At 70.1% G+C, this 12598-nt stretch carries 13 protein-coding genes; 8 read left to right on the top strand and 5 right to left on the bottom strand.

Annotation, left to right across the window (positions count from 1 at the left end; translation table 11 throughout):
* Positions 1–32 precede the first annotated feature (32 nt).
* The 5 genes from ACFDS6_RS04300 to ACFDS6_RS04280 all read left to right on the top strand — a co-directional run bounded on the left by ACFDS6_RS04300 (position 33) and on the right by ACFDS6_RS04280 (position 5926).
* On the top strand, positions 33–236 hold the full coding sequence (locus ACFDS6_RS04300; RefSeq protein WP_375270874.1) for a hypothetical protein: 204 nt from the start codon (positions 33–35) through the stop codon (positions 234–236).
* Between the two features lie 66 nt (positions 237–302).
* On the top strand, positions 303–1499 hold the full coding sequence (locus ACFDS6_RS04295) for an acetyl-CoA C-acyltransferase (RefSeq protein ID WP_375270873.1): 1197 nt from the start codon (positions 303–305) through the stop codon (positions 1497–1499).
* 38 nt (positions 1500–1537) lie between these two features.
* Positions 1538–1933, top strand: a complete 396-nt coding sequence (locus ACFDS6_RS04290; RefSeq protein ID WP_375270872.1) for a hypothetical protein — start codon at positions 1538–1540, stop codon at positions 1931–1933.
* Positions 1934–2059: 126 nt separating this feature from the next.
* Positions 2060–2533, top strand: coding sequence for a hypothetical protein (locus ACFDS6_RS04285; protein ID WP_375270871.1), 474 nt, complete (start codon positions 2060–2062; stop codon positions 2531–2533).
* 192 nt (positions 2534–2725) lie between these two features.
* Positions 2726–5926, top strand: coding sequence for a TRCF domain-containing protein (locus ACFDS6_RS04280; protein WP_375270870.1), 3201 nt, complete (start codon positions 2726–2728; stop codon positions 5924–5926).
* A gap of 383 nt (positions 5927–6309) precedes the next feature.
* Here the strand turns inward: ACFDS6_RS04280 and ACFDS6_RS04275 are convergent, their stop codons facing one another.
* Together ACFDS6_RS04275 and ACFDS6_RS04270 are read right to left on the bottom strand one after the other, a co-directional pair.
* Positions 6310–6801, bottom strand: a complete 492-nt coding sequence (locus ACFDS6_RS04275) for a nucleoside deaminase (protein WP_375270869.1) — start codon at positions 6799–6801, stop codon at positions 6310–6312.
* A 244-nt stretch (positions 6802–7045) separates the two neighbouring features.
* On the bottom strand, positions 7046–7471 hold the full coding sequence (locus ACFDS6_RS04270) for an organic hydroperoxide resistance protein (RefSeq protein WP_375270868.1): 426 nt from the start codon (positions 7469–7471) through the stop codon (positions 7046–7048).
* Between the two features lie 143 nt (positions 7472–7614).
* Here ACFDS6_RS04270 and ACFDS6_RS04265 point away from each other — a divergent pair, with 143 nt between their 5' ends.
* Positions 7615–8052, top strand: coding sequence for a MarR family winged helix-turn-helix transcriptional regulator (locus tag ACFDS6_RS04265; RefSeq protein ID WP_375270867.1), 438 nt, complete (start codon positions 7615–7617; stop codon positions 8050–8052).
* Between the two features lie 40 nt (positions 8053–8092).
* Here ACFDS6_RS04265 and ACFDS6_RS04260 read toward each other — a convergent pair whose 3' ends face one another.
* The 3 genes from ACFDS6_RS04260 to ACFDS6_RS04250 all read right to left on the bottom strand — a co-directional run bounded on the left by ACFDS6_RS04260 (position 8093) and on the right by ACFDS6_RS04250 (position 10466).
* Positions 8093–8428: a hypothetical protein gene (locus ACFDS6_RS04260; protein WP_375270866.1), complete on the bottom strand. Its 336-nt coding sequence runs from the start codon at positions 8426–8428 to the stop codon at positions 8093–8095.
* Between the two features lie 156 nt (positions 8429–8584).
* Positions 8585–10180 (bottom strand): isocitrate lyase, encoded by a 1596-nt coding sequence (locus tag ACFDS6_RS04255; RefSeq protein ID WP_375270865.1) that lies wholly within the window; start codon positions 10178–10180, stop codon positions 8585–8587.
* A 130-nt stretch (positions 10181–10310) separates the two neighbouring features.
* A complete protein-coding gene (locus tag ACFDS6_RS04250) occupies positions 10311–10466 on the bottom strand; it encodes a hypothetical protein (RefSeq protein WP_174191678.1) in 156 nt (51 codons plus the stop codon).
* Positions 10467–10628: 162 nt separating this feature from the next.
* On the opposite strand from ACFDS6_RS04250, the gene ACFDS6_RS04245 reads away from it, so the two are divergent.
* Together ACFDS6_RS04245 and ACFDS6_RS04240 are read left to right on the top strand one after the other, a co-directional pair.
* Positions 10629–12026 (top strand): short-chain fatty acyl-CoA regulator family protein, encoded by a 1398-nt coding sequence (locus tag ACFDS6_RS04245; RefSeq protein WP_375270864.1) that lies wholly within the window; start codon positions 10629–10631, stop codon positions 12024–12026.
* Positions 12027–12058: 32 nt separating this feature from the next.
* A complete protein-coding gene (locus ACFDS6_RS04240) occupies positions 12059–12355 on the top strand; it encodes a hypothetical protein (protein ID WP_375270863.1) in 297 nt (98 codons plus the stop codon).
* The last annotated feature ends 243 nt before the right edge of the window (positions 12356–12598 follow it).

The raw sequence follows: 12598 nt of genomic DNA, 5'->3' as shown, positions 1-12598 counted from the left end.
GGATTGGTTGATCCACGTTGAGGCCGCCAACCATGAACCGACGCTCCACCATCAGCCGCACCTTCTCCGGTTGGCCGGTGCTCGCCGTGCTCGCGATCCTGATCGCGGGCGTGCTCTACCTGACGCTGGCGCGCGAGGAGCCGGCGGTGCGAGTCAAGCCCGCGACCGGTTCGGCGCAGGCGATGGCGCTCGCCGCCGAACGCGACCAGCAAGCGGGCGATGCCTCCCAGCGATAGCGCGCGTGCGTGATTGCGGCGCGCGGGTGCGCGATCTAGGCAGGGGCAAACCACAGGAGAGCCCCTATGCGCGAAGCCGCTATCGTATCCACCGCCCGCACTGCGATCGGCAAGGCGTATCGCGGCGCGTTCAATGCGACCGAGGCGCCGGTGCTCGCCGGGCACGTGATGAACGCCGCGGTGGAGCGCGCCGGGATCGATCCCGCGCGGATCGACGACGTGTTCTGGGGTGTCGGTAATCAATGGGGCACGCAGGGCGGCAACGCGGGGCGCATGGCGATCTTCGCCGGCGGGCTGCCGAAATCGGTGCCGGCCTTCACGCTCGACCGAAAGTGCGGATCGGGGCTGACGGCGGTGGCGCTCGCCGCGCGGTCGATCATCGCGGGCGACATCGACGTCGCGCTGGCGGGCGGGATGGAGTCGATCAGCTACACGGTGACGAAGGACGCGCCGCGCTTCGTCAACGAGAGCGTCACGCGCAACGTGCCCGCCGCCTACATCCCGATGATCGAGACCGCCGAGATCGTCGCCGAGCGCTACGGCATCACGCGTCAGGCGCAGGATGAGTATGGCGCGATGAGCCAACAGCGCGCGGCGCGCGGGCTGGAGACAGGCGCGTTCGCGGAGGAGATTGTGCCGATCAAGGTCGAGAAGGCGATCTTCGATAAAGCGGGAAACAGGACGGGCAGCGAGACGGTCACGATCGCGCAGGACGAGGGCATTCGCGCGGGCACCACGGTCGAGGGGCTGTCGGGGCTGAAGAGCGTGTGGGCGGGTGGCGACTTCACCGGACCGGGCAGCAACGTGACCGCGGGCAACGCGAGCCAGCTGTCGGACGGCGCTGCCGCGCAGATCGTGATGGACCGCGCGACCGCCGAGGCCGAGGGCAAGGACGTGCTGGGCGTGTACCGCGGGTTCCAGGCGGCGGGGTGCGATCCCGACGAGATGGGGATCGGTCCCGTGTTCGCGATCCCCAAACTGCTCGACCGCGCCGGGCTGTCGGTCGGCGACATCGGATTGTGGGAGCTGAACGAGGCGTTCGCGTCGCAGTGCCTGTACTGCCGCGATCACCTGGGCATCGATCCGGAAAAGTATAACGTCAACGGCGGCGCGATCGCGGTCGGGCATCCGTTCGGGATGACGGGCAGCCGGCTGGTCGGCCACGCGCTGATCGAGGGGCGCAAGCGCGGCGTCCGCTACGTCGTGGTGTCGATGTGCACCGCGGGCGGCATGGGCGCGGCGGGGTTGTTCGAGATCGTCTGAGCGCGGATCGCGCATGCCGCCTTGCGCGTTGGGGCGGCATGAACGACAAGATGCGCAACACCGACGAGCGGAACGCGGACGCGCCGCTCGACCATGCCGAGGTCGATCCGGAGCGGTCGCACCAGCCCGAGCCGTTCAACCGCGCGTCGGGCTATAGCGGCGAAGGCTATAGCGCGGCCGACGAGCGCGCGATGGGCGCGGACCTGCCTTCCGGTACCGTCGCGGCGCGGCCGGGCGAGCGGGTCGCCGATCCGGCGCCGGTCCCGCCCGACAACGGCCAGCGCGCCTCGTTCGACCCCGCGACCGGCGCGGTGCACGGTAGCGGCAGCGGCGCGGGCGGCGGCAACCCTGGCGAGGATTTCGACGAGGACAGCACGGGCGAGAATGCCGAACTGTCGGGCGGCGCGGCGGCGGGACAGCCGGAGCGGCGCTAGTGGGATGAGCGCCGTTTGGTTGGGAAGCGATGTGGGTGTGTCGCTTGTCGCAGGCCACGGTGAACCAGCTGGCGACCGCGTGGGTGACTACTGATCTGGCATTCGGTTTCGCGGCCGTAACCAATAGTGAGCCTGCCCGAGCCGCTGATTACCACGATCGCTGCAGCGGCGGCTGTGCTGGAAGACGCACGCGAGCCGTGGTGGATTATCTCGGGTGCCGCGGCGGCAATCCATGGGGCGTACCCGATCAGCGTGGCCGACGTGGACGTGCTGCTCAGCGTGGGCGATGCGGAGCGCTTGTTCTTCCGCCTCGGCATCGCGCTGGCGCCGCCGTCCGACCACCCGCGCTTTCGATCTGCGCTATTCGGACGTTGGACCGCTACGCCGCTCGTTGTCGAGTTCATGGCCAGGTTCAGGTTGCGTGACTGCGACGGCATCTGGCGCGCCATCGAGCCCGCGACTCGCCGATCGGTGCGGGTCGGCTCGGCGCAAGTGTTCGTCCCGGCGCTGATCGAGCTGCGCAGCATGTTCGAGCGGTTCAGGCGCGCGAAGGACATGGCGCGGGTCGATCTGCTCGATCGCATCGACACAACCACTTGAGTGCGGAACGTCGTACTCCGAGTTCGAGCGGCGACTTAGCTTGCCGATAACGGCTTGGCTGGCGCCCGTTCCTCGAAACCGGATGCTGGATCGCAGGTAGACTTACCCCGCCGCTCATCCACGATGCCGCGCGGAACCGGGTTTGATCCCCATCCGTTCGCGCGGCTCCTTCATTCGGGAACACAGATACTGATGGCCGACGAGACTCGCGACGCTTCCACGCTGATCGGCAGCGCGCCGGCCGCGCCGACGCTGGAGACGGGGGAGATCGCGGCTGCGGCGGCCGAGTTGCTGGACGGCGGCGACGTGCTGATCGCGGCGATCGACGAGGCGCGCGGGATCGCGATCGCGCACGCGCTGGCGGCGGCGGCGCCGGCCGCGTGCGTGCTGTTCTGCCCGGGTAGCGACGCGCTGCCGGGCGACGACGCGCCGGCCTCCCCCGCCAACGTCGGGCAGCGCGTGTCGGCGCTGCGCCAGATGCGGCTGCTGACCGCGGGTGAGAAGCGCGCGCGGGTCGCCTGTGTCACGACCGGCGAGGCGCTGGCGCGCGCTTATCCGCCCCCCGCCGCGTTCGAGGCGACGCCGCCGACCGTGGAGATCAGGGCGCCTCTGGACCTCGCCGCCTTGTGCGACAAGCTGTTAGAACTCGGTTACATCGTCGACGAGCGGGTCGACGAGCCGGGCGAGGTCGCGCTGCGCGGCGCGGTGCTCGACGTGTTCCCCGCCGACGCCGACCTGCCGCTGCGCGTTGAGGTCGCGGATGGCAAGGTCACCAGCCTGCGCTGCTACGACCCCGCCGACCAGCGCACCGTGGGCGAGATCGAGCGCCGCGAACTCGGCCGCGTGTCCGAGCCGAAGCTGGACAAGGCGCGCGCGACGCTGCTCGACCACCTGCCCGGCGCGCGCGTGGTAATCGGTCCCGCGGCGGACGAGCGGCGGCGGCGTTTCCTGGCGCTGTCGGCCGACGCGGCGAAGCGACAGCCACGACGCGCGTTGAAGGACGTGGTGGACGAGGCGACTTGGGCGAAGGCGCTGGACGCCGCCGAGCAGGTGACGATCGAGCACGCGGGCGAACTGCCGCCGCGCTTCGTCGAGGGCAAGGCGCCGCTGCGTGCGTTCGCCAAGGCGGCACGCGCGGCGTGGGACGCCGGCGAGCGGGTCGTGCTGCTGGGCAGCGCGCGCGACCTGCGCTTCCTGCGCAGCCGCGTCGCGAAGGCGGTGAAGCGCGAGCCCGAGCAGGTCGCCTCCTGGGCCGAGGTCATGCAGGCGAAGGGCGACGCGTTCCTGCTGCTGGAGGTGGCGACCGACCGCGGGTTCCGGCGCGACGGCGTGCTGGCGATCGCCGCCGCCGACCTGCTCGGCAGCCGGGCGGAGCGCGACACGACCTCGACCGGGCCGGCCGACACCGCACTGTTCGACTTCGGCGAGATCCGCGTCGGCGACGTGGTGGTGCACGAGGAGCACGGCATTGGCGTGGTCGCGGGGCTGGAGCGGATGACCGCGGACGAGGCCAGCGGCGCGGGCAGCGTGGCGGGCGACGCGATCAAGCTGACCTACGCCGACGAGGCGACGCGGCTGGTGCCCGTCACCGAGGCGGATCGCATCTGGCGCTACGGCGCGGAGGCCGACGCGGTGACGCTCGACAAGCTCGACGGATCGAGCTGGCAGAAGCGGCGCGGCGAGATCGAGGAGACGATCGCCAAGGACGCGGCGGCGCTGACCCAGCTGGCGAAGGAGCGCGCCGCGCGCGACGCGCCGGTGCTCGACCCCGACACGGCGCAGTACGAGCGGTTCGCGGCGGGCTTCCCGTTCACGGAGACTGCCGATCAGGCGCGGGCGATCGAGGCGGTGCGCGCCGACCTCGCCTCGGGCAAGCCGATGGACCGGCTGGTGATCGGCGACGTCGGCTACGGCAAGACCGAGGTCGCGCTGCGCGCCGCCGCGCTCGCCGCGCTGGCGGGCGGGCAGGTCGCGATCGCGGCGCCGACGACGGTGCTCGCGCGCCAGCACTTGGAGAGTTTCGCCAGCCGGTTCGCGGGCACCGACGTAGTGGTCGCGGGCCTATCGCGGCTATCCAGCGCGGCGGAGAAGAAGGAGGTCAAGGCCGGGCTGGCCGACGGATCGGTCCACGTCGTGGTCGGCACCGGCGCGGTCGCGGGCAAGGGGATCAAGTACGCGAACCTGAGCCTCGTCATCATCGACGAGGAGCAGCGGTTCGGCGCGGCGGACAAGCAGCGGCTGCGCGACCTGTCGGCGGGCCACGTGCTGTCGCTGTCGGCGACGCCGATCCCGCGCACGCTGCAATCGGCGCTGGTCGGGTTGCAGCAGATGTCGGTGATCGCGACGCCCCCTGCCCGCCGCCAGCCAATCCGCACCGCGGTCAACAGCTTCGACCCCGAGGTGATGCGCGCGGCATTGCTGCGCGAGAAGGCGCGCGGCGGGCAGAGCTTCGTCGTGGTGCCGCGGATCGAGGACATGGCGCCGCTCGCCGAAAAGCTCGAACGGCTGGTACCCGAACTCGACCTGTTACAGGCGCATGGCAAGATGGCGGCGGGCGAGATCGACGACGCGATGGTCCGTTTCGGGCGCGGCGACGGCGACGTGCTGCTGGCGACCAACATCATCGAGGCGGGGCTGGACGTGCCGCGCGCGAACACGATGGTGATCTGGCGCGCCGACCGGTTCGGGCTGTCGCAGCTGCACCAGCTGCGCGGGCGCGTCGGGCGCGGCAACCGGCGTGGACAGGTGCTGCTGTTCACCGAGCCCGACCACGAGATCGCGCCGCGGACCTTGAAGCGACTGCGTACGCTGGAGGCGTTCGACCGGCTGGGCGCGGGGTTCGCGATCAGCGCGCGCGACCTCGACATGCGCGGCGCGGGCGACCTGCTGGGCGAGACGCAGGCCGGGCACATGAAGCTGATCGGGATCGACCTGTACCAGCAACTGCTCGAGGACGCGCTGCGCCGCGCGCGCGGCGAGGAGGCGGACCGCTGGACACCCGAGTTGCAGCTGGGTGTCGAAGGGTGCCTGCCGGAGGCGTGGATTCCGGACGAGGAGCTGCGCGTGTCGATCTACGGCCGGATCGCGCGGCTGTACGATGCGGAAGCGCTCGACGCGCTGGAGGAGGAGCTGGAGGACCGGTTCGGCGCGATGCCGGAGGAGGCACGCACGTTGATCGCGATCGCGCGGTTGCGGGCGGAGGCGCGCGCGGCGCAGATCCAGCGCATCGTCGCGGGCCCGGCGGCGATCGCGCTGGAGCCGCGGCCGCGGGTGACGCTGGAGGCGGAGGCGCTGGAGGAGAAGAACGGCCGCTACCTGCTGCGCGAGCGGATCGAGGACGCCGACGCGCGGCTGGCGAAGGTGAAGGAGGTGGTCGCGGCGCTCGCGGGGTGAGCCGGCGCTCGGAAGGTGAGGCTAAGGTGAGGCCAAGGCGTCGCCGCCGCGAGGTGGAAGGTGAAGCTAAGGTGAGGCCAAGAAAGCCGTCAACGTCGGGGAGCTAGTGACCTCAGGCGGCGCCCCTGGCCGTCGTGCATGGCAAGCCTGTGCACGCCGCCGTGATCGGCACGCGGAATGGATGCGGGTCGGTGTTATCAAAAAGCGGGCGAGACCGGCGATCGTGATCGGTCGCCGCGTACGCGACTCGGCCGGGTACCGGAGTGCGACGGTGTAGGACAGCGGCTCTAGTGTCTGAAGCCGGAAGCGAGCTGCAATTCGCCCTGGTCGAACCTATCGTTCCAGACGCAGCAAGGCGCGTGGGGCACCGCCCTAGCCCAGCCTCACAGGTTCGCCTGCTCCTCCTCGGGCAGGTCGGCGTCGGGGCCGTAGTAGAGTTCGGCGCATTCCTCGCGCAGGCAGCCGCCTTCGATCGTCAAATCGTCGCGGTAGGCATGGGTGACGAACGCGAGCGTGTCGATGCCGTGCGCCTCGAAGTACATCGGGTGCACGTCGGACCCTTCCGCGCCGTAGACCACCCGTTCGACCTTGGACCAGATCGAGGCCATGGTGCACATGCCGCACGGTTGCAGCGTCGAGTAGAGCGTCGCGCCGCGCAGCTCCATGTCGCCCACGCTCTCGCAGGCGCGGCGGATCGCCATCATCTCGGCGTGGGCGGTGGCGTCGGGCAGTTCGTGCGTCTGGTTGCGCTCGGCGGCGAGCACCTGCCCGTCGCGGACGATGACGCAGCCGAGCGGCGAGGTCGACGGATCGGACCCCTTCGAGCGTGCGACATCGAGTGCCATGCGCATCCAGCGTTCGTCATCCTGGGTCATCGGTGGTCCTTTCGCGCGGGGTAACGTGCGGGTGCGGCGAAGGTCGCATTGGCGTGCCGTGATGGCGCGTGAGGTTCGAAGGCAGGACCACGCGATGGTGAGTCGGTGGAGGCGCGACGGGCCCTGAAACGAGTCCAGGGCGACGGCATGAAGAGGATGGCGATGGGTGTAAACGCAGACGCGCCCCTGCCGGGGGGCGGCAGGAGCGCGTCGCGTTCGGTCCGCTGCAGGCGCGGAGGGGGGCTCAGGCGAGCGTCAGACCGACATCCACATTGCCGCGGGTGGCATTCGAGTAAGGGCAGATCTGGTGCGCGGCGTCGACAAGCTTCTGCGCCTGATCGCGCTCGACGCCCGGCAGGTCGACGACCAAGTCGGCGGTGATGCCGAAGCCGCCCTCCGCGCGCGGGCCGATGCCGACGGTCGCGGTCACCCGCGTGTCGGCGGGCACCTTGACCTTCATCTGCGCACCGGCCGCCTTCAGCGCGCCGATGAAGCAGGCGGAATAGCCGGCCGCGAACAATTGCTCGGGATTGGCGCCGTCGCCGCCCGCGCCGCCGAGTTCCTTCGGGGTCGACAGCTTGACGTCGAGCGCGCCGTCCTCGCTGCGCGCGGTGCCGTCACGGCCGCCGGTCGCCGTCGCCCTGGTGGTGTATTTGACGTCCACTGCCATGATGCACTCCGTCGCTATTAGCTGCGATATACCTTATCGCGATAAACGTCAAGTGGGTGTCCGGCGCGGACTTGTCCAGTCCTTTATGTACCACGATATGGTTTAATGAGGCCGGACGGATCGCCGGCACCGGAGTTCACCAGATGTCCGCCCCTCTGCCGCTCGATCACCAGATCTGCTTCTCGCTCTACGCGACGTCGATGGCGATCAATCGCGCGTACAAGCCGCAGCTCGACGGGCTGGGCATCACCTACCCGCAGTATCTGGTGCTGCACGCATTGTGGGAGGAGGACGGGCGCACGATCGGCGCGATCGCCGAGCGGCTAGCGCTCGAGTCGAGCACGGTGACGCCGCTGGTCAAGCGGATGGAGGCGGCGGGGTTGATGACGCGGACGCGCAATCCGGCGGACGAGCGGCAGGTGCTGGTGCGGCTGACGCCGCGGGGTCAGGCGATGCGCGAGGAGTGCGGATGCCTGGGCGAGACGCTGGTCGCGCGGTCGGGCATGACGCTCGACCAGCTCGACGCGCTCAACCGGCAGGTGCAGGCGATGCGCGACGCGCTGGCCGCGGCGGCGAAATAGGGTGGCGGGCGAGGTGTCCCCTCGCCCGCCCATGCGTCCTTTAGCGGCAGACGCGAACCTGGCGATTGTAGCGCCACGTCACGTGGCAGCGATTGTTGTAGCCGTAGCGGTTGCCGTAGCCGTAACCGCGCCCGTAGCGATGGGCGTAGGCGCGCCGATCCTGGCGATAGCGGCGCAGGTTGCGGCGATAGGCGCGGCGATCCTGCCGATAGGCGCGCCGGTCGGCGCGGTAGGCGCGGCGCGAGGGGCGGAAGTCGCGGCGGTCCTCGCGGAACTCGCGGCGGTCGCCCCAGCGGCCCTGCGCGTCGGCGGTGGCGGACACGCCCAGGCTGGCGACGATCAGCCCGGCGGCGGCGAACATCTGTGCGATCTTCATGGCAATGGTCCTCTCGCGGTGGTCGATGACGCAACGTTTAGCAGCGGCGATCGGCATCCAGGCTGAACCGGATTGTAGTGTCCGGTACAGGTTCACGCGCGAACACCCGCGCCGGTTGCCCGACGCGGGTGGGTGCGCAGCCTGCGGGAGTGGGGGTCAGGCGGCGAATTGATTCATCGTGTTGTGCGCGCCGCCCGCCTTCAGCGCGGCCTCGCCGGCGAAATACTCCTTGTGGTCGTCGCCGATGTCGGAGCCCGACATGTTCTGGTGCTTGACGCAGGCGATGCCCTCACGGATCTCGCGGCGCTGCACACCCTTGACGTAGCCGAGCATGCCCGCCTCGCCGAAATACTCCTTCGCCAGATTGTCGGTCGACAGCGCGGCGGTGTGATAGGTCGGCAGCGTGATCAGGTGATGGAAGATGCCGGCGCGCGCGGCCGCGTCCTTCTGGAAGGTACGGATACGCTCGTCCGCCTGGGCGGCGAGCTCGGTGCCGTCGTAATCGACACTCATCAACCGCGCGCGGTCGTAGGCGGAGACGTCGCGGCCCGCGTCGACCCAGGCGTCGAACACCTGCTGGCGGAAGTTGAGCGTCCAGTTGAAGCTAGGCGAGTTGTTGTACACGAGCTTGGCGTTGGGCACGACCTCGCGGATGCGGTCGACCATCGAGGCGATCTGCTCGATGTGCGGCTTCTCCGTCTCGATCCAGAGCAGGTCGGCGCCGTGCTGGAGCGAGGTGATGCAGTCGAGCACGCAGCGGTCGGCACCCGTCCCTTCGCGGAACTGGAACAGGTTGGAGGGCAGCCGCTTGGGCCGCATCAGCTTGCCGTCGCGGTTGATGATGACGTCGCCGTTGACGCTGGACAGGTCGGTGATCTCCTCGGCGTCGAGGAAGGCGTTATACTGGTCGCCGATGTCGCCCGGCTCCTTGGAGAAGGCGATCTGCTTGGTGAGGCCGGCGCCCAATGAGTCGGTGCGGGTAACGATGATCCCGTCGTCGACGCCGAGTTCGAGAAAGGCGTAGCGGCAGGCGCGGACCTTCGCGAGGAAGTCGTCGTGCGGCACGGTAACTTTGCCGTCCTGGTGGCCGCACTGCTTCTCGTCCGACACCTGGTTCTCGATCTGGAGCGCGCAGGCGCCCGCCTCGATCATCTTCCTGGCGAGCAGGTAGGTCGCCTCGGCATTGCCGAAGCCGGCGTCGATGTCGGCGATGATCGGGACGACGTGCGTTTCATAGTTGTCGATCGCGTGGATCAGGCGCTGCGCCTCGATCTCGTTGCCGGACGCGCGCGCCTGGTCGAGGTCGCGGAACATCATGCCGAGCTCGCGCGCGTCGGCCTGCTTGAGGAAGGTGTAGAGCTCCTCGATCAACGCGGGCACGCTGGTCTTCTCGTGCATCGACTGGTCGGGCAGCGGCCCGAAGTCGGAGCGGAGTGCGGCGACCATCCAGCCGGAAAGGTAGAGGTAGCGGCCCTTGGTGGTGCCGAAATGCTTCTTGATGCTGATGAGCTTCTGCTGCCCGATGAAGCCGTGCCAGCAGCCGAGCGACTGGGTGTAGTTGGCCGGGTCGGCGTCGTAGGCGGCCATGTCGCGGCGCATGATGCCCGCGGTGTACTTGGCGATGTCGAGCCCGGTGTTGAAGCGGTTCTGCAGCCGCATCCGCGCGACCGATTCGGCGTCGATGCCGTCCCAGGTGCCGTTCTGGCGCCCGATCAGCTGGGCGATCTGGTTGGTGTGGTCCTGGTAGGTCATGCTGGTCCCCTGATAAGCGTTGCGTGAAACGGGGCGCGTGGAAATGGCCGCCGACGCGTTGCCGCGCCGGCGAACCACCTTTCCTCCCCAGGAACTTGGTCACCCGCGCGAGAAGCGCGGGCGGTTTGCGTCAGCCGAGCCGGCCGAGGCGGTGATAGAGGTTGGAGAATTTGGCCGAGCGCGGGTCGTCCGCGATCTGGCGGACGTAATTGGCGACGGCTTCCTTCATCAGCCCGAAGTCTTCGGTCGAGAAGACGGCACGGCTGCGCTGCGGTTCGTTCGGCATGGACGTTCTCCTCTGGTGCATTGCCCGGCGGGTGTTGCCGTTGAAGCGGTCATACGTCCGCGAATCGGCTGGCGTGAACAAGGATTGACAAAGTTTCGTGTCGCGCGGTGCGTTCCGGCGGCGTAGAAGCTGTCATTCTGTCAATTTGTTTACAGGTGGCGAGTGGCGCGCGAGAAGGTGATGGGCGGGCACGCGGTCAGGCGTCTCAGGCGGCGCACCGGGCTGACGCAGGCGGCAATGGCGGAGATGCTGGGCGTGTCGCCGAGCTACCTGAACCTGATCGAGCGCAACCAGCGCGCGCTGCCTGCGGGACTGCTGGTCAGGATGGCGGAGGTGTTCGACTTCGACCCGCGCGCGCTGGTGGCGGGGGAGCCGGGCGGGGGTACGGAGGCGATCCGGCGGCGGCTGGCCGACCCGCTGTTCGCCGACCTGGAGATCGACCGCAGCGAGGTGGAGGAATGGCTCGCCGCCGCACCCGGCGGGGCGGAGGCGTTCGCGCGCGCGTTCGACCGCGGCGGCGCGGCGAGCGCGACGGCGGCGGTCGACGGCGACGATCCGACGGTGGCGGTCAGGCGCGAGATCGACCGCTGGCGCAACCACTTCCCCGACCTTGATGCTCTGGCCGAGGGCGTCGCGGACGAGCTGCGGCTGGCGGGCGCGGACCTGTACGGCGCGCTCACCGAGCGGTTGCGGGTGCGCCACGGCCTCGCGATCCGCATCCTGCCCGCCGAGGTGATGCCCGACCACCTGCGCCGGCTCGACCTGCACGCGCGGCAGTTGCAGCTGGGCGAGATGCTGTCGCCCGCCAGCCGGACGTTCGCGCTGGCGTTCCAGCTGGCGCAGCTGGAGGCGCGCAGCGAGATCGACGCGCTGGCGCGCGGGGCGGCGTTCGCGACGCGGGTGCCGGAGCGACTGTTCCGGCGGCACCTGGCGGGCTATTTCGCCGCGGCGGTGATGATGCCCTACGCGCGGTTCCTGCGCGCGTGCGAGGGGAGCGGGTACGATCTGGCCACCTTGCAGCATCGGTTCGGCGCGAGCGTCGAGCAGGTCGCGCACCGGTTGACCACGCTGTCGCGCGTCGGCGCGCGCGGGTTGCCGTTCTTCCTGCTGCGCGTCGACCGCGCGGGACAGGTGTCGAAGCGCTACGCCGGGGCGAGCGGGGCGGCGCTGGTCGCGGCGGAGGCGCGCTGCCCGCTGTGGCGGGTGCACCACGCGTTCGACCGCCCGGGGACGGCAGTGCCGCAACTGGTCGAGCTGGAGGACAATGCGCGCTGGTTCACGCTGCAGGTCGCGATGCCGGGGACGCGCTCGGTCGGGGTGGGGCCGAGCGCGGTGGCGGCCGAGTTCACGCTCTCGATCGGGGTGCCGGCCGAGCAGGCAACGACGCTGGCGGCGGCGCGCGGGCTCGACCTGGGCGGTGCGGCGACGCCGATCGGGCTCGGGTGCCGCCAGTGCCTGCGCGCCGAATGCCCGCAGCGCTCGCTGCCGCCCGCCGCGCGCGCGCTGGTGGTCAACGAGCGCGAGCGCCGGGTGTCGGCGCTGAGTTTCGCCGGCGATTGAGTGGAAGCAGGTGGGCGGGTAACGTCGCTTAGATGGCAGCGCTCGATTACTTCACCGGAGCCGCGCGGGGGTGGCGCGACGAGGCGGGCGAGCGGCTGGACGTGCTGATCGCGCGGCGCGGAATGGGCGCGGAGCGCTACATCGCCAAGCGGCTGGAACGCACGACCTGGGGATCGTTCGAGCGGCGGCGCTGGACCTATATCGCGGCCCTGCTGGAGCGGCGCGAGCGCGCGGTGGAGGCGCCGCGACTGGAGCGCGCGTTCATCGACCTGCGCGCGACGGGCGACGACGACGACGCGGCCTGGCCGGAGCACCGCGCCGGTTCGTGACGGTGGCGGGCGCGCGACTGGGCGTGCTGGCAACGACGGTGTGCCGATTCAGTGCGGCGCTGGCGAATGGCGGGCTGGTTTGACTGTTCGCCTGTGGCGACGGCGCTATCACGCCCAAGTAGTCGGCCGCCCGTCTGATTTGCCGCGGCCGTGACCCGGCCAGATCACCCCTGCTCGAGCGGGACGAGCGTCTGCCAAACCGGCCGGATCACGCGACAATCGCGCCTTTCAAGCTCGTCGCGC

The organism is Sphingomonas sp. (genome assembly GCF_042095875.1).
Taxonomy (GTDB): domain Bacteria; phylum Pseudomonadota; class Alphaproteobacteria; order Sphingomonadales; family Sphingomonadaceae; genus Sphingomonas.
The sequence above is the reverse complement of the archived record's forward strand: the minus strand, read 5'-3'. Positions and strand labels throughout refer to the sequence as shown.

Bases quoted from the DNA above. Each gene is read 5' to 3' on its own strand.
- ACFDS6_RS04300 (WP_375270874.1), top strand. From the start codon at position 33: ATGAACCGACGCTCCACCATCAGCCGCACCTTCTCCGGTTGGCCGGTG.
- ACFDS6_RS04295 (WP_375270873.1), top strand. From the start codon at position 303: ATGCGCGAAGCCGCTATCGTATCCACCGCCCGCACTGCGATCGGCAAG.
- ACFDS6_RS04290 (WP_375270872.1), top strand. From the start codon at position 1,538: ATGAACGACAAGATGCGCAACACCGACGAGCGGAACGCGGACGCGCCG.
- ACFDS6_RS04280 (WP_375270870.1), top strand. From the start codon at position 2,726: ATGGCCGACGAGACTCGCGACGCTTCCACGCTGATCGGCAGCGCGCCG.
- ACFDS6_RS04275 (WP_375270869.1), bottom strand. From the start codon at position 6,801: ATGACCCAGGATGACGAACGCTGGATGCGCATGGCACTCGATGTCGCA.
- ACFDS6_RS04270 (WP_375270868.1), bottom strand. From the start codon at position 7,471: ATGGCAGTGGACGTCAAATACACCACCAGGGCGACGGCGACCGGCGGC.
- ACFDS6_RS04265 (WP_375270867.1), top strand. From the start codon at position 7,615: ATGTCCGCCCCTCTGCCGCTCGATCACCAGATCTGCTTCTCGCTCTAC.
- ACFDS6_RS04260 (WP_375270866.1), bottom strand. From the start codon at position 8,428: ATGAAGATCGCACAGATGTTCGCCGCCGCCGGGCTGATCGTCGCCAGC.
- ACFDS6_RS04255 (WP_375270865.1), bottom strand. From the start codon at position 10,180: ATGACCTACCAGGACCACACCAACCAGATCGCCCAGCTGATCGGGCGC.
- ACFDS6_RS04250 (WP_174191678.1), bottom strand. From the start codon at position 10,466: ATGCCGAACGAACCGCAGCGCAGCCGTGCCGTCTTCTCGACCGAAGAC.
- ACFDS6_RS04240 (WP_375270863.1), top strand. From the start codon at position 12,059: ATGGCAGCGCTCGATTACTTCACCGGAGCCGCGCGGGGGTGGCGCGAC.